At 71.7% G+C, this 19,724-nt stretch carries 20 protein-coding genes; 14 read left to right on the top strand and 6 right to left on the bottom strand.

All coding sequences use genetic code 11. The annotated features are described in order from the left end of the window. Positions 1–41: 41 nt before the first annotated feature. Together ACFVGY_RS18365 and ACFVGY_RS18360 are read right to left on the bottom strand one after the other, a co-directional pair. Positions 42–824, bottom strand: a complete 783-nt coding sequence (locus ACFVGY_RS18365; RefSeq protein ID WP_385678130.1) for an ABC transporter permease — start codon at positions 822–824, stop codon at positions 42–44. Further along, positions 821–1,747 (bottom strand): ABC transporter ATP-binding protein, encoded by a 927-nt coding sequence (locus tag ACFVGY_RS18360; protein ID WP_385678127.1) that lies wholly within the window; start codon positions 1,745–1,747, stop codon positions 821–823. Before ACFVGY_RS18360 ends, ACFVGY_RS18365 begins: the two co-directional genes overlap by 4 nt. Positions 1,748–1,954: 207 nt before the next feature. On the opposite strand from ACFVGY_RS18360, the gene ACFVGY_RS18355 reads away from it, so the two are divergent. The 10 genes from ACFVGY_RS18355 to ACFVGY_RS18310 all read left to right on the top strand — a co-directional run bounded on the left by ACFVGY_RS18355 (position 1,955) and on the right by ACFVGY_RS18310 (position 9,593). Beyond that, positions 1,955–2,716: a helix-turn-helix transcriptional regulator gene (locus tag ACFVGY_RS18355; protein ID WP_385678124.1), complete on the top strand. Its 762-nt coding sequence runs from the start codon at positions 1,955–1,957 to the stop codon at positions 2,714–2,716. Further along, positions 2,713–4,128 carry a Fe-S cluster assembly protein SufB gene (sufB, locus tag ACFVGY_RS18350; protein ID WP_385678121.1) on the top strand — a complete coding sequence of 472 codons (1,416 nt, stop codon included), beginning with the start codon at positions 2,713–2,715 and terminating at the stop codon, positions 4,126–4,128. Before ACFVGY_RS18355 ends, sufB begins: the two co-directional genes overlap by 4 nt. 62 nt (positions 4,129–4,190) lie before the next feature. Continuing rightward, positions 4,191–5,369 carry a Fe-S cluster assembly protein SufD gene (gene sufD / locus ACFVGY_RS18345; RefSeq protein WP_385678119.1) on the top strand — a complete coding sequence of 393 codons (1,179 nt, stop codon included), beginning with the start codon at positions 4,191–4,193 and terminating at the stop codon, positions 5,367–5,369. Next, complete coding sequence (locus ACFVGY_RS18340) at positions 5,369–5,686, top strand: bifunctional 3-phenylpropionate/cinnamic acid dioxygenase ferredoxin subunit (RefSeq protein WP_385678116.1); 318 nt, start codon at positions 5,369–5,371, stop codon at positions 5,684–5,686. Before sufD ends, ACFVGY_RS18340 begins: the two co-directional genes overlap by 1 nt. Before the next feature lie 7 nt (positions 5,687–5,693). Continuing rightward, complete coding sequence (gene sufC, locus ACFVGY_RS18335; RefSeq protein WP_360626527.1) at positions 5,694–6,467, top strand: Fe-S cluster assembly ATPase SufC; 774 nt, start codon at positions 5,694–5,696, stop codon at positions 6,465–6,467. Then, on the top strand, positions 6,464–7,720 hold the full coding sequence (locus tag ACFVGY_RS18330) for a cysteine desulfurase (protein ID WP_385678114.1): 1,257 nt from the start codon (positions 6,464–6,466) through the stop codon (positions 7,718–7,720). The genes sufC and ACFVGY_RS18330 overlap by 4 nt, the downstream gene beginning before the upstream one ends. A gap of 25 nt (positions 7,721–7,745) precedes the next feature. After that, positions 7,746–8,207: a Fe-S cluster assembly sulfur transfer protein SufU gene (sufU, locus tag ACFVGY_RS18325; RefSeq protein WP_361087774.1), complete on the top strand. Its 462-nt coding sequence runs from the start codon at positions 7,746–7,748 to the stop codon at positions 8,205–8,207. Further along, positions 8,204–8,548 (top strand): metal-sulfur cluster assembly factor, encoded by a 345-nt coding sequence (locus ACFVGY_RS18320; protein ID WP_007263433.1) that lies wholly within the window; start codon positions 8,204–8,206, stop codon positions 8,546–8,548. Before sufU ends, ACFVGY_RS18320 begins: the two co-directional genes overlap by 4 nt. A gap of 155 nt (positions 8,549–8,703) precedes the next feature. Next, a complete protein-coding gene (locus ACFVGY_RS18315; RefSeq protein WP_385678111.1) occupies positions 8,704–9,024 on the top strand; it encodes a DMT family transporter in 321 nt (106 codons plus the stop codon). Further along, a complete protein-coding gene (locus tag ACFVGY_RS18310) occupies positions 9,024–9,593 on the top strand; it encodes a TetR/AcrR family transcriptional regulator (protein WP_385678109.1) in 570 nt (189 codons plus the stop codon). The genes ACFVGY_RS18315 and ACFVGY_RS18310 overlap by 1 nt, the downstream gene beginning before the upstream one ends. Before the next feature lie 64 nt (positions 9,594–9,657). Here the strand turns inward: ACFVGY_RS18310 and ACFVGY_RS18305 are convergent, their stop codons facing one another. Continuing rightward, a complete protein-coding gene (locus ACFVGY_RS18305) occupies positions 9,658–10,536 on the bottom strand; it encodes a winged helix-turn-helix transcriptional regulator (RefSeq protein ID WP_385678106.1) in 879 nt (292 codons plus the stop codon). A 104-nt stretch (positions 10,537–10,640) separates the two neighbouring features. Between ACFVGY_RS18305 and ACFVGY_RS18300 the strand changes: the two genes are divergently transcribed. Beyond that, on the top strand, positions 10,641–11,876 hold the full coding sequence (locus ACFVGY_RS18300) for an MFS transporter (RefSeq protein ID WP_385678103.1): 1,236 nt from the start codon (positions 10,641–10,643) through the stop codon (positions 11,874–11,876). 9 nt (positions 11,877–11,885) lie between these two features. Further along, on the top strand, positions 11,886–12,866 hold the full coding sequence (gene dapD, locus ACFVGY_RS18295; RefSeq protein WP_385678100.1) for a 2,3,4,5-tetrahydropyridine-2,6-dicarboxylate N-succinyltransferase: 981 nt from the start codon (positions 11,886–11,888) through the stop codon (positions 12,864–12,866). Positions 12,867–12,938: 72 nt separating this feature from the next. Here dapD and ACFVGY_RS18290 read toward each other — a convergent pair whose 3' ends face one another. The 3 genes from ACFVGY_RS18290 to ACFVGY_RS18280 form a co-directional block, all read right to left on the bottom strand. Next, positions 12,939–13,217 carry a hypothetical protein gene (locus ACFVGY_RS18290; protein WP_385678097.1) on the bottom strand — a complete coding sequence of 93 codons (279 nt, stop codon included), beginning with the start codon at positions 13,215–13,217 and terminating at the stop codon, positions 12,939–12,941. Positions 13,218–13,405: 188 nt separating this feature from the next. Next, a complete protein-coding gene (locus ACFVGY_RS18285; protein WP_385678094.1) occupies positions 13,406–13,843 on the bottom strand; it encodes a GNAT family N-acetyltransferase in 438 nt (145 codons plus the stop codon). 121 nt (positions 13,844–13,964) lie between these two features. Next, positions 13,965–15,809 (bottom strand): endonuclease/exonuclease/phosphatase family protein, encoded by a 1,845-nt coding sequence (locus tag ACFVGY_RS18280; RefSeq protein WP_385678091.1) that lies wholly within the window; start codon positions 15,807–15,809, stop codon positions 13,965–13,967. Between the two features lie 382 nt (positions 15,810–16,191). Between ACFVGY_RS18280 and ACFVGY_RS18275 the strand changes: the two genes are divergently transcribed. Both ACFVGY_RS18275 and ACFVGY_RS18270 read left to right on the top strand, forming a co-directional pair. Then, positions 16,192–17,739, top strand: coding sequence for a hypothetical protein (locus ACFVGY_RS18275; protein ID WP_385678088.1), 1,548 nt, complete (start codon positions 16,192–16,194; stop codon positions 17,737–17,739). 353 nt (positions 17,740–18,092) lie between these two features. Beyond that, on the top strand, positions 18,093–19,535 hold the full coding sequence (locus ACFVGY_RS18270) for an alkaline phosphatase PhoX (RefSeq protein ID WP_385678086.1): 1,443 nt from the start codon (positions 18,093–18,095) through the stop codon (positions 19,533–19,535). Positions 19,536–19,724: the final 189 nt, after the last annotated feature.

Below are 19,724 nucleotides of genomic sequence, written 5' to 3'. Positions count from 1 at the left end.
GGCGCCCGTGGTCTGCCAGATCAACGTCCGGGGGCCGGGATTCACTCCCAGCGGAACAGCTTCCCGGCGGCACCGAGGCCGAGGACGGCCCATCCGGCCAGCACGGCGACGTCGCCCCACGGCAGCGCGGCCCCGTGCTGGAGCACCTCGCGCAGCCCGCCGGACAGCGCCGAGATCGGCAGCAGGCCGAGCACCGTCTGGACCGCGCCGGGGAACTTCTCCAGCGGCACGATCACCCCGCCGCCCACCAGGAGCAGCAGGAACACCAGATTCGCGGCGGCCAGCGTCACCTCGGCCTTGAGCGTGCCGGCCATCAGCAGCCCGAGCCCGGAGAAGGCGGCCGTGCCCAGCAGGAGGAGCAGCGCCACCGACAGCGGGCTCCCCTGCGGGGACCAGCCGAGGGCCAGCGCGATCACCGTCAGCAGGGCGACCTGGAGCACCTCCGTGACCAGCACGGACAGCGTCTTGGCCGCCATCAGTGCCCAGCGGGGCAGCGGCGAGGCGCCGAGCCGCTTGAGCACCCCGTAGCGTCGGTCGAAGCCGGTGGCGATGGCCTGCCCGGTGAAGGCGGTGGACATCACGGCGAGCGCGAGCACGCCCGGCGCCAGGAAGTCCACGGACTTCCCCGATCCGCCCTCTCGCACCGGCACGGCGACGATGTCGACCACGGAGAACAGGGTCAGCAGCAGCGCCGGGATGATCACGGTCAGCAGCAGCTGCTCCCCGTTGCGCAGCAGCATCCGGGTCTCCAGCGCCGTCTGGGCGAGGATCATGCGGGACACGGGCGCGGCCCCCGGGCGGGGGGCGAACGTACCGGCGCTCATGCGCGCAGCTCCTTACCGGTGAGCTCCAGAAAGACGTCTTCGAGGGTGTGCCGCTCCACCGAGAGGCTGTCCGGCATGACCCCGTTCTGGGCGCACCAGGAGGTGACCGTGGCCAGCATCTGCGGGTCCACGTCGCCGGTGACCCGGTAGACGCCCGGGGTGAGCTCGGCGGCCTCGGTGCCGTCGGGCAGCGCCTTGAGCAGCGAGGCGAGGTCGAGGGAGGGGCGGCCGGTGAAGCGCAGGGTGTTCTCGGCGCCGCCCCGGCACAGCTGCTCGGGGCTGCCGTGGGCGATGACCTTCCCGGCGTCGACGATGGCCACCTCGTCGGCGAGCTGCTCGGCCTCGTCCATGTGGTGGGTGGTGAGGACGGCGCCGACGCCGTCGGCGCGCAGCTCGCGTACGAGCTCCCAGGTGGCACGGCGGGCCTGCGGGTCCAGGCCCGCGGTCGGCTCGTCCAGGAAGACCAGCTCCGGGCGGCCCACCACGGCCATGGCCAGCGACAGGCGCTGCTGCTGGCCGCCGGAGAGCCGGCGGTAGGGGGTGCGGCCGCAGCCGCCCAGGCCGAGGCGCTCCACCAGGGCGTCCACGTCGAGCGGGTCGGCGTACAGGCGGGCCACGTGGCGCAGCATCTCGACGGCGCGGGCCCCGGAGTAGACGCCGCCGGACTGGAGCATGACGCCGATCCGCGGGCGCAGGGCGGCGGCCTGGGCGACCGGGTCGAGGCCGAGGACGCGGACGGTTCCGGCGTCGGGGCGCAGGTACCCCTCGCAGGTCTCGACGGTGGTCGTCTTGCCCGCGCCGTTGGGGCCGAGGACGGCGGTGACCGAGCCCCTGCGGACGGTGAGGTCGAGACCGTCCACCGCCGTCTTGGGGCCGTACCGCTTCACCAGTCCGCGGATCTCCACGGCGGGGTCGTTGCTCATGCGGGTGAGTCTACGGAGCAGTACGCGCGCTCAGGGGCCTCGGGGCAAGGTTCCCCTTCCCGTGCATCACTGCTGGCCAGGCCCCGGAGCGCCGGCCCTTCCCTTACTCTCCGTAGATAGGTTAGGTAACCCTTAGTGATGGAGGACACCAAGCGTGGCGTCCGTCACGGCTTGTCGGTCCTCCGGTAATTACGCAACAATGGCGTTGTGAAATACGGCGAACGGCTGATCGAGACCCCCCAGGGGGAGCTCGCTACCGGGGAGCGGTCAACCCGCAACCGGGTCGCGCGGTCCATCCTGGACCACGGTCCGTCCACCGTCGCCGACCTCGCCGCGCGTCTCGGCCTCACCCAGGCCGCCGTCCGCCGCCACCTCGACACGCTCGTCGCCGACGACGTGGTCGAAGCCCGCGAGCAGCGGGTGTACGGCACGCGCACCCGAGGCCGGCCGGCCAAGGTCTTCGCGCTCACCGACTGCGGGCGCGACGCCTTCGACCAGTCCTACGACTCGCTCGCCGCGGACGCCATGCGCTGGATCGCGCAGTCCGCCGGCGGGGGCGAGAAGGGCGAGGCGGCCGTGGCCGCCTTCGCCAGGGCGCGGATGGAGGCCCAGGCCGAGGCGTACCGCACGTCGGTCGACGCAGCCGCGCCCGCGGACCGCACCGAGGCCCTTGCCAAGGCGTTGACCGCGGACGGGTACGCTGCTACGGCGAAGAGCGCTCCCGGTCCGCACAGCGGTGAACAGCTCTGCCAGCACCACTGCCCGGTGGCCCATGTAGCCGAGCAGTTCCCGCAGCTCTGCGAGGCGGAGACCGAGGTCTTCTCCCGTCTGCTCGGGACCCATGTGCAGCGCCTCGCCACCATCGCCCACGGCGACGGGGTGTGCACCACCTTCATCCCGCGTGGCGCGGGCACAGCACAGTCCAACACATCAGCTTCTGCAAGCACGGCCGGGAGGAACCCCGCATGACCACGGAGACTGCTCACCCTGAGCTCGAGGGTCTGGGCAACTACGAGTACGGCTGGGCCGACTCCGACGAGGCGGGCGCGGTTGCCAAGCGAGGCCTGTCGGAAGAGGTCGTCCGGGACATCTCGGCGAAGAAGAACGAGCCCGAGTGGATGCTGAAGCTCCGCCTCAAGGGCCTGAAGCTCTTCGACAAGAAGCCCATGCCGACCTGGGGCTCCGACCTGTCCGGCATCGACTTCGACAACATCAAGTACTTCGTGCGCTCCACCGAGAAGCAGGCCGCTTCCTGGGAGGAACTGCCCGAAGACATCAAGAACACGTACGACAAGCTCGGCATCCCGGAGGCGGAGAAGCAGCGCCTCGTCGCCGGTGTCGCGGCCCAGTACGAGTCCGAGGTCGTCTACCACCAGATCCGCGAGGACCTGGAGGAGCAGGGCGTCATCTTCGTCGACACCGACACCGCGCTGAAGGAGCACGAGGAGCTCTTCAAGGAGTACTTCGGCACGGTCATCCCGGTCGGCGACAACAAGTTCGCCTCGCTGAACACCGCCGTGTGGTCGGGCGGCTCCTTCATCTACGTGCCGAAGGGCGTGCACGTCGAGATCCCGCTCCAGGCCTACTTCCGGATCAACACGGAGAACATGGGCCAGTTCGAGCGGACGCTGATCATCGTCGACGAGGACGCCTACGTCCACTACGTCGAGGGCTGCACCGCCCCGATCTACTCCTCCGACTCGCTGCACAGCGCGGTCGTCGAGATCATCGTGAAGAAGGGCGGCCGCTGCCGCTACACGACGATCCAGAACTGGTCGAACAACGTCTACAACCTGGTCACCAAGCGCGCCGTGGCCTACGAGGGCGCGACCATGGAGTGGATCGACGGCAACATCGGCTCCAAGGTCACCATGAAGTACCCGGCCGTCTACCTGATGGGCGAGCACGCCAAGGGCGAGACCCTGTCGATCGCCTTCGCGGGCGAGGGCCAGCACCAGGACGCCGGCTCCAAGATGGTCCACATGGCGCCGAACACCTCCTCGAACATCGTCTCCAAGTCGGTGGCGCGGGGCGGCGGCCGCACCTCCTACCGCGGCCTGGTCGAGATCGGCGAGGGCGCGGCCGGATCGAAGAGCAACGTCCTGTGCGACGCCCTGCTCGTCGACACCATCTCCCGCTCCGACACCTACCCGTACGTCGACGTCCGCGAGGACGACGTGACGATGGGCCACGAGGCGACCGTCTCCAAGGTCTCCGAGGACCAGCTCTTCTACCTGATGGCCCGCGGCCTGAGCGAGTTCGAGGCCATGGCGATGATCGTGCGCGGCTTCGTCGAGCCGATCGCCAAGGAGCTGCCGATGGAGTACGCGCTGGAGCTCAACCGGCTGATCGAGCTGCAGATGGAGGGCTCGGTCGGATAGTCCCGGCCCGCCACCGTCCCGCAGCACATTCTTTGACGTAGGAAGAGAGCAGAACGACAGCCATGGCTGATGCTCAGAACATTCCGGTGGGCTCCACCACCGCCGGCTCCATCGCGGTGGCCGCAGAGTCCACCGTCGCCACCCGGATGAGCGCGCCGCCGTCCTTCGACGTGGCGGACTTCCCCATCCCCCACGGCCGCGAGGAGGAGTGGCGCTTCACCCCGCTGGGGCGGCTGCGCGGACTCCACGACGGCACCGCGGTGGCCAGCGGCACCATGAAGGCCCAGATCGACGCGCCCGAGGGCGTCACCGTCGAGTCGGTCGAGCGTGGTGACGAGCGCATCGGCAAGGCCGGCATCCCGGTGGACCGGGTCGCCGCCCAGGCCTTCTCCTCCTTCGCCAAGGCCACGGTCGTCACCGTGCCCAAGGAGACCGTGCTCGCCGAGCCGATCCGCGTCGCCCTGCACGGCGAGGGCGGCACGACCTTCGGCCACACCGTCTTCGACATCAAGCCGTTCGCCGAGGCGATCATCGTCATCGACCACACCGGTGACGGCGTGCGCGCCGCCAACGTCGACGTCCTCGTCGGCGACGGCGCCAAGGTGACCTTCGTGTCCGTGCAGGACTGGGACGACACCGCCGTCCACACCTCCCAGCACAACGCGCTGCTCGGCCGCGACGCCAGCTTCAAGTCGGTCGTCGTCACCTTCGGCGGTGACGTCGTCCGCATCCACCCGCGCGTGCGCTACGCCGGCCCCGGCGGCGAGGCCGAGATGCTCGGCCTGTACTTCACCGACGCCGGCCAGCACCAGGAGCACCGCCTCCTGGTCACCCACGACGCCCCGCACTGCAAGTCCCACGTGGTCTACAAGGGTGCGCTCCAGGGCCAGGACGCCCACGCCGTCTGGATCGGCGACGTCCTGATCGAGAAGAGCGCCGAGGGCACCGACACCTACGAGATGAACCGCAACCTCGTCCTCACGGACGGCGCGCGCGTCGACTCGGTGCCGAACCTGGAGATCGAGACCGGCGAGATCGTCGGCGCCGGCCACGCCTCCGCGACCGGCCGCTTCGACGACGAGCAGCTGTTCTACCTGCAGGCCCGCGGCATCCCGGCCGACGAGGCCCGCCGCCTGGTCGTGCGCGGCTTCTTCGCCGAGCTCGTCCAGCAGATCGGTGTCGCCGACATCGAGGAGCGCCTCATCGCCAAGATCGAGACCGAGCTCGAGGCATCCGTCTGATGACCTACATCAAGGCCTGTGAGCTGAGCGAGCTGGAGGAGAACACCCCCAAGCGGGTGGAACTCGACGGCACGCCGGTGTCCATCGTCTCCACCGAGGGATCGGTGTACGCGATCAACGACATCTGCTCGCACGCGAACGTCTCGCTCTCGGAGGGCGAGGTCGAGGACTGCATGATCGAGTGCTGGCTGCACGGATCGGCCTTCGACCTGCGCACCGGCAAGCCGTCCGGGCTGCCCGCGACGCGCCCCGTTCCCGTATACCCCGTAAAGATCGAAGGGGACGACGTGCTCGTCTCCCTCACCCAGGAGTCCTGAGGCACCCATGGCAACGCTTGAAATCCACGACCTGCACGTCTCCGTCGAGACTGGTGACTCGGCGAGTGGCACCCGCGAGATCCTCAAGGGTGTCGACCTCACCGTCAAGCAGGGTGAGACGCACGCCATCATGGGCCCCAACGGCTCCGGCAAGTCCACCCTGGCGTACTCGCTCGCCGGCCACCCGAAGTACACCATCACCGGTGGCTCGGTGACCCTCGACGGCGAGGACGTCCTGGAGATGTCCGTCGACGAGCGCGCCCGCGCCGGCGTCTTCCTCGCCATGCAGTACCCGGTCGAGGTCCCCGGCGTCTCGGTCTCCAACTTCCTGCGCACCTCCGCCACCGCCATCCGCGGCGAGGCCCCCAAGCTGCGCACCTGGGTGAAGGAGGTCAAGGAGGCCATGGAGCGTCTCCAGATGGACCCGGCCTTCGCCGAGCGCAACGTCAACGAGGGCTTCTCGGGCGGCGAGAAGAAGCGGCACGAGATCCTCCAGCTGGAGCTCCTCAAGCCGAAGATCGCGATCCTCGACGAGACCGACTCCGGCCTCGACGTCGACGCCCTGCGCATCGTCTCCGAGGGCGTCAACCGCGTCCGCGAGACCGGCGAGGTCGGCACCCTGCTGATCACCCACTACACGCGCATCCTGCGCTACATCAAGCCCGACTTCGTGCACGTCTTCGCGAACGGCCGCATCGCCGAGTCCGGCGGCGCCGAGCTGGCCGACCAGCTGGAGTCGGAGGGCTACGACAAGTACGTGAAGGGTGGCGCGACCGCGTGACACAGCTGCCTGGCCTCCTCGACATCGAGGCGATCCGCAAGGACTTCCCCCTGCTGGATCGTGTGGTCCATGACGGGAAGAAGATCGTTTACCTGGACTCCGCGGCGACCTCGCAGAAGCCGCGCCAGGTGCTCGACGCGCTGAACGAGTACTACGAGCGGCACAACGCCAACGTCCACCGCGGCGTGTACTTGGTCGCCGAGGAGGCCACGGCACTGTACGAGGGCGCCCGCGACAAGGTGGCCGCCTTCATCAACGCGCCGAGCCGCGACGAGGTGATCTTCACGAAGAACGCCTCGGAGTCGCTCAACCTCGTCGCGAACATGCTCGGCTGGGCGGAAGAGCCCTACCGGGTCGACCGCGACACCGAGATCGCCATCACCGAGATGGAGCACCACTCCAACATCGTTCCGTGGCAGCTGCTGTCGCAGCGCACCGGCGCGAAGCTGAAGTGGTTCGGCCTCACCGACGACGGCCGGCTCGACCTGTCGAACATCGAAGAGGTCATCACGGAGAAGACGAAGATCGTCTCCTTCACGCTGGTCTCCAACCTGCTCGGCACCGTCAACCCGGTCGAGACGATCGTCCGGCGCGCGCAGGAGGTCGGCGCGCTGGTGCTGATCGACGCCTCGCAGGCCGCTCCGCACATGCCCCTGGACGTCCAGGCCCTCGGCGCCGACTTCGTGGCCTTCACCGGCCACAAGATGTGCGGCCCGACCGGCATCGGCGTCCTGTGGGGCCGCCAGGAGCTCCTTGAGGACCTGCCGCCGTTCCTCGGCGGCGGCGAGATGATCGAGACCGTTTCGATGCACTCGTCGACGTACGCCCCGGCGCCCCACAAGTTCGAGGCGGGCACGCCCCCGATCGCCCAGGCCGTCGGTCTCGGCGCGGCCGTGGACTACCTGTCCGCGATCGGCATGGACAAGATCGCCGCCCACGAGCACGCGATCACCGAGTACGCGGTGAAGCGCCTGCAGGAAGTCCCCGACCTGCGGATCATCGGCCCCACCACGGCCGAGGACCGCGGCGCCGCGATCTCCTTCGTGCTCGGCGACATCCACCCGCACGACGTGGGGCAGGTCCTGGACGAGCAGGGCATCGCCGTCCGCGTGGGGCACCACTGCGCCCGCCCTGTCTGCCTGCGGTACGGAATTCCGGCGACGACGCGAGCGTCTTTCTATCTGTACTCCTCTCCGGCCGACGTCGACGCGCTGGTCGACGGGCTGGAGCACGTACGGAACTTCTTCGCCTGACCAGGGCCACGAGGACGAGGACGCTGTGAAGCTGGATTCGATGTACCAGGAGCTCATCCTGGACCACTACAAGCACCCGCACGGGCGTGGCCTGCGCGAGGGTGACGCCGAGGTGCACCACGTCAATCCGACGTGTGGCGACGAGATCACGCTCCGCGTGAAGTACGACGGCGAGACGCTCACCGACGTCTCGTACGAGGGCCAGGGCTGCTCGATCAGCCAGGCCAGCGCGTCCGTACTGAACGAGCTGCTCGTCGGCAAGCAGCTGTCCGAGGCGCAGCGGATCCAGGCCACCTTCCTGGAGCTGATGCAGTCCAAGGGCAAGATCGAGCCGGACGAGGAGATGGAGGAGGTGCTGGAGGACGCGGTCGCGTTCGCCGGCGTCTCCAAGTACCCCGCACGCGTCAAGTGTGCTCTGCTGAGCTGGATGGCGTGGAAGGACGCGACCGCCCAGGTGCTGGGCGGCGCGGAGAGGAAGACGGCATGACCGAGAACGCGACCCCCGAGGCGTCGATCAAGCCGGCCACCGAGGAGGAGGTCCGCGAGGCCCTCTACGACGTGGTCGACCCCGAGCTGGGCATCGACGTCGTCAACCTGGGCCTGATCTACGGCATCCACATCGACGACGCGAACATCGCCACCCTCGACATGACGCTGACCTCGGCGGCCTGCCCGCTGACGGACGTCATCGAGGACCAGGCGAAGTCGGCGACGGAGGGCATCGTCAACGAACTGCGCATCAACTGGGTCTGGATGCCGCCGTGGGGTCCGGACAAGATCACGGACGACGGCCGTGAGCAGCTGCGCGCGCTCGGTTTCAACGTCTGACACCATCCGCGCACCGCGGAGCGGGACCCCGAGGGCCCCCGGCACGACCGTGCGGGGGGCCCCTCGCCGTTCGTGCGACCGCTCGTACACGGACGCGCGGGGGGCGAGGACGTCGATGTGTACGGCCGTCCACACCGTTGTGTACTGTCGTACGCATGCCCTACGTGTTGCTTGCCGCCGCCATCGCCGCCGAGGTCGCCGGAACCACCGCCATGAAGTTCAGCGACGGGTTCACGAAGCTGTGGCCCTCGCTGGCCACGGTGGTGGGGTACCTGGTCGCCTTCACGCTGCTCGCCCAGACCTTGAAATCGATGTCGGTGGGCACGGCCTACGCGATATGGGCCGGGGTCGGCACCGCCGCCATCGCCGCCATCGGCATGGTGTTCATGGGCGAGGCCGCGACCGCTGCCAAGCTCGCCGGCATCGCACTGATCATCGCCGGGGTGGTCCTCGTCAACCTGAGCGGGGCGCACTGATGGCGGTGGGCCCCGTCCGCCGGTACGACCCCGACCGGCGGCAGCGGATCATCGACGCGGCGATCCGCGTGGTCGGCGCCAAGGGCATCGCCGGGCTGAGCCACCGCACCGTGGCCGCGGAGGCGGACGTGCCGCTGGGCTCGACCACGTATCATTTCGCCACTCTGGACGACCTGTTGGTCGCCGCGCTCCGGCAGGCGAACGAGGGCTTCGCCGAGACCGTCGCCGCCTCGCCCGCACTGGCGGACCCGCAGGCGGATCTCGCCGGGGCGCTGGCCGCGCTGCTGGGGGAGTTCCTCGGGGCGGACCGGGGGCGGGCGGAGCTGGAGTACGACCTCTACCTCGCGGCGCTGCGCCGCCCCGCGCTGCGGCCGGTGGCCGCCGAGTGGTGCGAGTCGGTGGCCGCGGCCCTGGCGGAGCGGACCGATCCGGTGACCGCGCGGGCGCTGGTGGCGGTGATGGACGGGATCAGCCTCCAGGTGCTGCTGACGGACACGCCGTACGACGAGGCCTACGCCCACGAGGTCCTGGGCCGCGTCCTCGCCCCGGCTCCGGGTCGGCCGGTCTGAGCGGCCCGTCTGAGCGGCCCGTCTGAGCGGCTGGCCTGAGCGGCTGGCCTGAGCGGCCGGTGCCTCAGCCGGCGCCGCGGACCGCGGTCAGGGCCGCGGTGACGCTCGCCTCGATGTCCGTGATCGGGTAGATCACCTCGCGCACCGTCCGCTCCCGGTCCAGCACCAGGGTCAGCCGCTTGATCCGGCTCACCCCCGCCGCGCGGAACGTCGGCAGCCGCAGTGCGGCCGTCAGGCCCAGGTCCGCGTCCGAGAGGAGCGGGAAGCGCAGCCGTTCGGCCTCCGCGAACGCCCGCTGCTCGTCGGGGCGTTGGGTCGAGACCCCGTGGACCGTGGCCCCCGCCGCAGTGAACTCCGCGAGCTGGTCGCGGTACGTGCACGACTCCAGCGTGCAGCCCTTCGCGCCCGGGATCCCGGCCCAGCCGGGCGGGTAGGACTCGGCCCGGGCGTACGCGCCGGGGAAGCAGTACAGGACGGTGAACGGGGTCTCGGCCGCGACCGGGTCGCGGAGCTCGCCGACCGGGTCCGGTAGCAGCAGTTCCGGTACGCGCCTGCCGCGCAGCCCGTGCACCCGCTCGGCTTCCCGCGAGGCCTCCTGCGTCGTCGCCGTCATCTCTCCCTCACCCAGGACCCACGCGTCACCCCAGTCCTGGAGGGCCACCAGGACGGGCAGCAGCCCCCGCCCGCGCGGGGTCAGCCGGTACTCGTGCCGCACCGGGCGCTCCTGGTACGGCTCGCGCGTCAGCACCCCGGCCTCGACCAACAGCTTCAGCCGCTCGGCCAGCACCTTCCGGGACACCCCCAGCTCGCGCTGGAACTCCTCGAAGCGGTGCAACCCGCGCGCGGCGTCGCGCACGATCAGCAGCGTCCACCAGTCGCCCACGACGTCGAGGGCCTGGGCGATCGAGCAGTCCGCGTCGCCGAGGTGCGTGCGCTGGGCCATGGGCACTCCTTTGTCCGTTGACCCAAGGCTGTCATGCTGACATAGTCAGTTCCCAAAAGGAACTCACTGATCATTCGCTGATTCTCGCGGGGGAGCGGACCGGCATGCTGCAAGGACTGAAGGACGTGCCCAGAGTGGTGTGGCTGCTGGCCGCGGGGGTATTCGTCAACGCCGTCGTCAGCTTCACCTTCGTCTTCGTCTTCCTGTACCTGACCGGCCCGCGCGGCCTCGGCACCGCCCAGGCGGGCCTGGTCACCGGCATCGGCGGCATCGGCCTCGTCGCCGGGAACTTCACCGGCGGCTGGTACGGCGACCGCTTCGGCCACCGCCGGGTGCTGCTCGCCGCCTCCACCCTCGGCGGCCTCACCCTCATGGCCTTCCCGCTGCTGCCCGCCGCCGGGCTGTACGCCACCCTGCCGCTCGCCCAGTACGCCTCCGGCGTGGTCCGGGCCGCGAACTCGGCGCTGGTCGCGGTGACCGTCCCCGAGGGCGGCCGCCGCCAGGCCTTCGCCGTCGTACGCTGCGTCTCCAACGGCGGTTTCACCCTCGGCCCGCCACTGGGCGCGCTGATCGCGACCGGGTTCTCGTACGACTGGCTCTTCGTCGGCGACGGCCTCGGCACCCTCCTCTTCGCCCTGTGGACCGCGCGGGTCGTCCCCGCCCGCGGCGCCGCCGCCCGCACCCCCGCCACCGGCCCCGACGGAGTGCCGGACCGCGGCCTGTGGGCCGAGCTGCGCGCCCGGCCCGCCGTACTCGTCCTCCTCGGCGCGATCCTGGTGACCGACCTCGTCTACCGCCAGCAGTACGGCACCTTCCCCGTCTTCCTCGCCGACCACGGCCTCGACGTCCGGGGCTTCGGCTTCGTGATCGCCCTCAACGGCGCCGTCATCCTGCTACTCGAACTGCCCGCCGCCGTAGCCCTGCGCTCCCGGCCGCCGCTCCCCGTCATCGGAGCCGGGCTGCTCCTGGTCGGGGCCGGGTACGCGGCACTGCTGGCCGGAGCGGCGGTCGGGACCGCGGCCTCGATGATCGTTCTCCTGAGCCTCGGTGAGATCCTCTACAAGACCACCGCCACCGCCTACGTCGCCGACCAGGCGCCCGAGCACGCCGTCGGCCGGTTCCAGAGCCTGTACGCGGGTGTCTCCGTCAGCGGTGTCGTCCTCGGCCCGCCCCTCGGCGGCGCCCTGTACGCGGCCGCGCCCGGGCTGCTGTGGCCGCTGTGCGCGGTCCTGGCCGGCGGGGCGGGCGCCGCGGTGCTGTACGCGGCCCGGCGTCCGGCGCGACACGAGCCGAGCCCGGCACCTGAGACCGGTTCGCAACCACGGGCCGCGGCCGGTTAGGTTTCCCGTATGACTGCTACTCGCACCACCGGCGCCGCGGCCGCCGGACTTGCCACCCTCGCCGCCGACGGCACCGTCCTCGACACCTGGTTCCCCGCCCCCGAGCTGGTCGCCGAGCCGGGCCCCGCCGGCACCGAGCGCCTCACCGCCGAGCAGGCCGTGGAACTCCTGGGCGCCGCCGCGGCCGACGCGATCCGCAAGGACGAGGTCCGCGGCGTTGAGGTCGTGGCCGTCCGCACCGTGATCGCCTCCCTGGAGGACAAGCCGCTGGACGCGCACGACGCGTACCTGCGCCTGCACCTGCTCAGCCACCGCCTGGTCAAGCCGCACGGCCAGAACCTGGACGGCGTCTTCGGCCTGCTCGCCAATGTCGCCTGGACCTCCCTCGGCCCGGTCGCCGTGGACCAGGTCGAGACCGTGCGCCTGAACGCGCGCGCCGCGGGCCAGCACCTCCAGGTCACCTCGATCGACAAGTTCCCGCGGATGACCGACTACGTCGCCCCCAAGGGCGTGCGCATCGCCGACGCGGACCGGGTCCGCCTCGGCGCGCACCTCGCCGAGGGCACCACGGTCATGCACGAAGGCTTCGTCAACTTCAACGCGGGCACCCTCGGCACCTCCATGGTGGAGGGCCGCATCTCCGCGGGCGTCGTCATCGGCGACGGCTCTGACATCGGCGGCGGCGCCTCCACCATGGGCACCCTGTCCGGCGGCGGCAAGCAGATCATCTCGGTCGGCGAGCGCTGCCTGATCGGCGCGGAGGCGGGCATCGGCATCGCGCTCGGCGACGAGTGCGTCGTCGAGGCGGGCCTCTACCTCACCGCGGGCACCCGCGTCACCCTGCCGGACGGCGAGATCGTCAAGGCGCTGACCCTCTCCGGGGCCAGCAACATCCTCTTCCGCCGCAACTCGGTCACCGGCGCCGTCGAGGCCCGCCCGAACAACGCGGTCTGGGGCGGCCTGAACGACGTCCTGCACAGCCACAACTGACGTCTGCGGTCGGCCGCGCGCGTTCCGGGGCGGGGCGGAAGCCGGGTGTCCGGGCGACGGTTCGGCGGCGGGTCAGCGCTGGGGGAGGGTGCGGATCGAGCGGACCAGGCGGGCGAAGGCCTCCTCCTCCGCCTTCGTCAGCTCGACCGACTCCATCGGGTGCGCCTCCGCGCGGCGCTGGGCGGGGATCGCGGCGAGCCCGGCGAGGCCCGCGACGCGGGGCTCGGGTTCCGGCCGGTGGGGGGAGCGGGCGGGCCACAGCAGGCGGCCGAATCCGGCCAGCCACAGGAGGACGGCCACGAGCAGGACGGCGAGGCCGATCTGCTGGGCGGGGGAGATCGAAGGGAGCACGCGGACCTCCGGGCGACGGGCAAGGCAAGACCGGGCGTGAACACACTCAACACCACAACCCGGGCCGAAGGGGCGGGGATGTGGCGAGGGTCACGCCAGGGTCGAAAGTCCCCAACTTCCCCCTTCTGCCCCTTTTCTCGGCCCCGGAACCGCCGGGATGCCGCTCCACGACATCCCGGTTCCGGAGCTCACGGTTCCAGGCGCAGCTTGAAGCCTTCGTGGCTGCGCGCGAAGCCGAGCCGCTCGTAGAACCGGTGGGCGGCGCCCCGCCGCTTGTTGCTGGTCAGCTGGACCAGTCCGCAGCCGCGCCCGCGGGCCCTCTCCACGGCGCGCCGCATCAGTTCGGCGCCGAGGCCGCCGCCGCGCCGGTCCGCGCGGATCCGGACCGCCTCCACCAGCGCCCGTTCCCGGCCGCCCTGCCCGAGGCCGGGTACGTAGGTCAGCTGCAGGCAGCCCACCACCTCGTCCCCGTCGGCGAGGACCAGCATCTCGTTGCGGGCGTCCGCCGCGATGGCGGCGAAGGCCCGCTCGTGGCCCTCGGTGACCTCGGCCCGCTCGGCGGCGTCGTCGTCCAGCAGGGCGAGTACGGCGGGCAGGTCCCGGCGGGTGGCTTCGCGAAGGATCATGGCCGGAAGTGTGGCAGGGGGCCCGGCCGGGACGGCGGCCGGGCCCCCAGCGGACCGGAGGCCGCAGCCCCGTGGGACCTCCCACGGGGCTGCGGGTGCATGGCGGTGCGGTGCGGTGGTGTTACGGGCGGAAGCGCAGCACCTGCGGGTCGTGGTCGCTGTTCTGCGCCGAGAACTCCGCGTTGATGTGCACGCTGTCGTACGTGTAGCCCTTGACCGCCGGGCTGACCAGGATCTGGTCCAGCACCTGGGCGTTGCCCTGGAAGACGTACGAGTAGCGCTCCGACTTCGGCAGCGACTTGATGGCCGAGTACAGCGCGCCGCCGTCCTCGAGCGCCTTCGTCGTGTCCGAGAACTCGAAGTCGTTGATGTCGCCGAGGGCGATGACCTTGGCGTTCTTGTCGACCGCCAGGATCTCCTTGACGAAGGTGTTCACGGACTGCGCCTGCTGCAGCCGCTTGGCCTCGGAGGAGCGCACCGGCGGCTGGTGGTGGGAGGTCAGGGCCTCGTCGCCGCCCTTCGAACCGAAGTGGTTGGCGATGACGAAGACGGTGCGGCCACGGAAGACGAACTCGCCGGCCAGCGGCTTGCGGCTGTCCTTCCAGGCGGGGTTCGCCGGGTCGATGCGGCCCGGGGAGTGGGTGAGGGCCGCGCGGCCCTGCTCCGTGGTCACGCCCGTCGCGGTGGTGGCGTCGCCGGCGGCGCGGTCGGTGAAGGAGACGCGGGCGGGGTTGAAGAGGAACACCTGGCGGATGTTGCCGCCGGGCTCGCCGCCGTCCTGGTTGTTCGTCGGGTTGATGGTGCGCCACTGGTAGGACGGGCCGCCCGCGGCCGTGATCGCCGCCGTGAACTTGGCCAGGGTCTGCTCCGCGGACACCGTGCCGTCGTTCTTGGCGCCGTTGTCGTCCTGGATCTCCTCCAGGGCCAGGATGTCGGGCGAGGCCAGGTTCTCCACGACCGCCTTGGCGAGCGCGTCGAACTTCTCCTGCGGGTCGGTCGGGTCGAGGTTCTCGACGTTGTACGTGGCCACCGCGAGCTCGCCCGGCGCCTGCGCCTTGGTCTTCTCGGGGGAGAGGGTGCCCTTGGCGAGGGTGCCCAGGGTGCGGGCCACCAGGGTGTAGCCGCCGAACTGGTTGAAGTCCATCGGGCCTTCGGTCGTGCCGGTCAGCTTGTCGCCGACGTTGGCGACCGGGAAGGGCTGCTGCGCGAGCGGGGCCAGCTGCTGGACCTTCAGGCGGCCGGTGTTCTGGGACTCGTAGGAGCCGTAGAGGGTGCCGCCGCGCTTGGCGGTGTTCTCCCAGCCCTTGACGGTGACCCACAGCTCGCCGTACTCGGCGGCGGTGGCGCCGACCACGCGCGAGGTGCCGATGGCGACGTTCATGCCCTCCAGGGACTCGTAGAAGTCCAGGGCGTAGCGCGACGGGTCCAGGGTCAGGCCGTTGATGCTGCCGGCGACGGCCGGGTCGCCCGCGGGGGCGTACGCGGCGGGCACGGTGTACTCGTTGACGGCGGCGGCCTCGGGCAGGGCGTTGCCCGAGGAGACCACGGTGACGGCCGGCTTGGAGATCTGGGTGACCGACTGGTTGCCGGAGTTGACGCCGCCGGGGATGTACTCGCCGACCGTGCCGGAGACCTTGACGGCGTCGCCGACGGCGACGGTCGGGGCCGAGCCGGTGAAGACGAAGACGCCCTCGCTGGTGGCCGCGTCGTCATCGGCGTCGGGGTCCTGCATCCAGAAGCCGCGCGAGCCGTAGGTGCGCACACCCGTCACGATGCCCGCGACGTCGGCGACCTGCTTGCCGTTCAGCGGGGATATCCGGGTGGTGCCCTGGATGTCGTGGATGCGCACCGCGCCGTCGGACGCGGTGCCTTCGGTCGCGCCGGCGGTGCCCGTGAGCAGGCCGGTGGCGAGGGCGCCCGCGACGAGGGCCGCGACGGCGGCGGAGCGGGGGTGTGAGGAGTGCATGGTCAGGTACTCCGGTGTGTGGAGGAGGAAAGCGGAGGGGGCGATCGCGGTACTGCGTGCTGCGGTACAGCAGTGGTGCCGTTGTTGCGTTGGCGCTGTCATGCGGTACTGCGGTACTGCGGTGCGAAGTGGCCGGGAATCTGCGGTGGTCTACGGGCTTGCCGCGGGTGGTCCGCAGGGTCCCCGGGGGTCCCCCTATATCTACGCGCGTCAATTTCCTGGGTGACCAGGGACATTGTCAAGACCTCCAGGGCATACGGAGGCTGACTGTGAGATGAACCAAAGGTATGACCGCCGGACACGTCCGAATTGCGTCTACTCTGGTGCGCCGGACGGCCGCTGACGGCCCTTCGACCCACCGCGTCCGCGAGGAGAACACCCCATGTCCGCAGAGCCGCGTCCCACCCTGCCGCCGGTACGGTTGCCCTCCGACGCGGAACTCGCTCGTGACGCCCTCGTCGCCCCCCTGTTCGCCCGCGCCGTACGCCTCGCCCGCTGGGTCGGACCCGGCATCCGCGTCGACGGCAACGGCGAACTCGACCGGGCGCAGCTGCCCGAGGCGGCCGCCGCGCTCGGCCTCGACCCCGCCGACGCGGACGCGCGCGCGGACGCGAGCCGGGCGTGGCGGACGGCCCTGGACACGGGCCTGATCGAGCTGGCCGAGCCGGAGGGCCCGGAGGGTCCGGAGGGTCCGGAGGGGCCCGGTGGGGCTGACCGGCCGGAGGGGCCGGCCGGGACGTCGGATGCGGGCGGGGCCGGGGAGTTCGGTGGCGCCGCGGCCGGTGAGGACCTGGCGCGGGTGACCGGCGGCGCGCCCGCCGAGGTGCTCGACCTGTGGCTGTCCGCCCTGGACGCCGTCCTCGCCGACGCGGCCGTGCCTGAGCTGGACGACCTCGTCAACGCGCTGGACGAAGGCGGCACCATCGACTTCGACCGGCTCGACTGGAACCCGCAGCGGGAGGCGGACTTCCTCGACGGGGTCCTCGCCAACCTCTACCTCCTCACCGTCGCCGACGACGGAGCCGAACGGGGCGGCGCGGTTCCGTTGCCCGTGCTCGCCGCCTCCATGGTGGTTCCGGACGGCATGGCCCGGCCCACGGACGCCGTGCTGGAGCAGGTCTCGGACGCCATGATGCGCCTGGACGACCAGTTCCGGCAGCTGGAGCCGATCGGGCTGGTCGATTACCGGCCCGTCGACGAAGCGGTGCTGGCGCAGACCGACGACGAGGAGCCCGCCGCGGCAGGCCCGGGCGAGCTCGACGCGGAGGAAGTGTCCCGGTACGGGATGGTCCGCCTCACCCCGCTCGGCCTGTACGGGCTCCGCGCGCGCATGCGGGAGGCCGGCATCGCGGCCCCCGCCGTCGGGGAACTCGCCGACAAGGGGGCCGACGCGCTGCTCGACGCGGTCTGCGACTACCCCGAGGGCGCGGCCCAGGCCGAGATCGGGCAGTGGCTCGCCGGGCGCGAACTGCCGGACGCGGTCGCCGAGCTGCTGTCCGCGGCCCGGGGCACGGACCAGGGCGCCCCGCTGCGCCGGCTGCGCTGCCAGCAGGCCCTCGCGTCGGCCGGGGCGGACGCCGAGCCGGCGGTCCGGGCGGTGCTGGACGATCCGGAGCTCGGCGGGCTCGCCCGGGTGTGGCTCGCCGAGCGCGGGGCGGCCGACGTACCGGCACCGGACGGGGCGATGGTGTACTGGCTGACCGTCGACACGATCGCGGCGCAGCTGGCCGCGGACGAGGACGCGGTGGAGTTGCCGCTGCTGATGGAGACCCTGACCGCCCACCACGCGGGCTTCTTCGAGCAGGTGTGGCGGGTGGAGCACCCGGCGGCGGGCGAGGTGCTGGAGGCGATGGGCCGGCTGCACCCGGACCGGAAGGCGGCCAAGGCGGCCCGCAAAGCGGCGTACAAGGCCCGCTCGCGGCGGCTCTGACGCCTCTCGCGCCTCTGCCCCTCGGCACCTCGGGCGGCACCGGCGACGGCGGGGGTGGCGGCGTCCGGACGTGAGCGGAAGGGTGGCGGCGTCCGGACGTGAGCGGAAGGGCGGCGGACGGACGGGCGGGCAGGCGGACCGACGGGGGCGGAGGGGGCGGAACGAGACGTTCCTGAGTGGGTGTCGGTCAATGCGGCCGGGCGGCAAGCGGACGGTTTGCCGCCGGGGGTAGTTCAGCCGCCGTTCACGTGCGGGCGCGAGCGTGTGCGCCGCGCGGCAGCCCACCGGTGCCGCGCGGCACGTCCGCTCACCACGATGAGGCGCACCACCTCCCACACCCCCTGGAGTGATCGATGCCGCTCAGCCGTAGAGACTTCACCGCCCGTACCGTCGTCGCCGGTGCGGGAGTCGCGCTCACCGGGTCCGTCGGCGCCCTCGCCACCGCCCCGGGGGCACTGGCGGCCGACGACGGCGCGCACCGCGACGAGCACGGCCGCCCCTGCGAGCCCGGCTACGGCCCGCTCCTGTCCGACCCGGCCGGAATCCTCGCCCTTCCCGCCGGGTTCCGGTACCGCGTCCTCACCCACAGCGGCGTCACCACCCTCGAATCCGGCGAGTTCACCCCCCAGAAGCACGACGGCACGGCCGCCTTCGAGGGCCACCGCGGAGTCACCCTCCTCGTCAACAACCACGAGCTCAAGGGCAAGCGCGCCGACTGGGCCCACCCCGTCCCGCTCACCGAGGGCCTCGTCTACGACCCCGCCGCGGCCGGCGGCTGCACGGTCGTCGAGGTCCGCCGCGGCGGCGAGGCCGCCGAATGGGTCGGCATCGCCGGTACGTCGACGAACTGCGCCGGCGGTGCCACCCCCTGGGGCACCTGGCTCACCTGCGAGGAGACCGAGGACCGGGCCGGCAAGAACGGGATGACCAAGGACCACGGCTACGTGTTCGAGGTCGACCCGCACGACCGCCGCGCCAACCGCGCCCCGCAGCCCGTCAAGGCCCTGGGACGGTACGCGCACGAGGCCGTCGTCATCGACCCCCGCCTCGGTCACGCCTACCTGACCGAGGACGCCTCGGGTCCCAACGGGCTGCTCTACCGCTGGACCCCGCCGAGCGGCTTCCGTCACGGGCGCGGCAGGCTCCGTACCCTCGCGGCCGACGCCGGGGTGCTCGCCGCCGCCAAGTGCTTCGACAGCGGCGGTCGGTTCGTCGACGACCTGTCCCGGGCGACGAAGACCGGCACGGTCTACGGCGTCGACTGGGTGGCCGTACCCGACCGCGACGCGCAGACGGTGTCGGTGCGCAAGCAGTTCGGGGAGGGCGCGGTGACCCGCGCGCGCAAGCTGGAGGGCATGTGGTGGGCCGATGGCGGCGCGTACTTCGTCTCCTCGTACGCGCGTGAGGAGAGCCCCGGCGCCGCGCATGACGGCCAGGTGTGGTTCTACGACCCCGAGCGGCGCACGATCACGCTGAAGGTGCTGCTCGGGGTCAACCCCGACCCCGCCGGGAGCACGGCCAACGACGGCCCCGACAACATCACGGTCTCCCCGTACGGCGGGCTCGTCATCGCGGAGGACGGCGAGGGCCTCCAGCACCTGCTCGGCGCCACCGAGTCGGGCCGCACCTACCCGCTGGCCCGCAACGAGCTGAACATCGGGACCGCGGAGGAGCCGGAGTACTCGGAGTTCGCCGGGGTCTGCTTCTCGCCGGACGGGCGCACGCTGTTCGCCTGCATCCAGGAACCGGGCATCATGCTGGCCATCACCGGGCCGTGGCGGCGCGGGCCGCGCTGACCCCTGCTGTTGCTGTTGCTGTTGCTGTGCCGCTGCCGTGTCCGTACCCGCTGTGCGGGCACGGCTGCGCCGCCGCCCTCACGGGGCGGGCCGCGCCCACCGGGCCTGGCCGCCGGGGGGCCGGGGCCCCCGGTGGTGGCGGCGCGCACTCGCGCCCGGCGGGCGGAAGAGCATCCGCCCCGGCGCGCG

Source organism: Streptomyces sp. NPDC127106, assembly GCF_042677605.1.
Lineage (GTDB): Bacteria > Actinomycetota > Actinomycetes > Streptomycetales > Streptomycetaceae > Streptomyces.
Note: the sequence above shows the minus strand (reverse complement) of the source record. Positions and strands in the feature narration are given on the sequence as shown.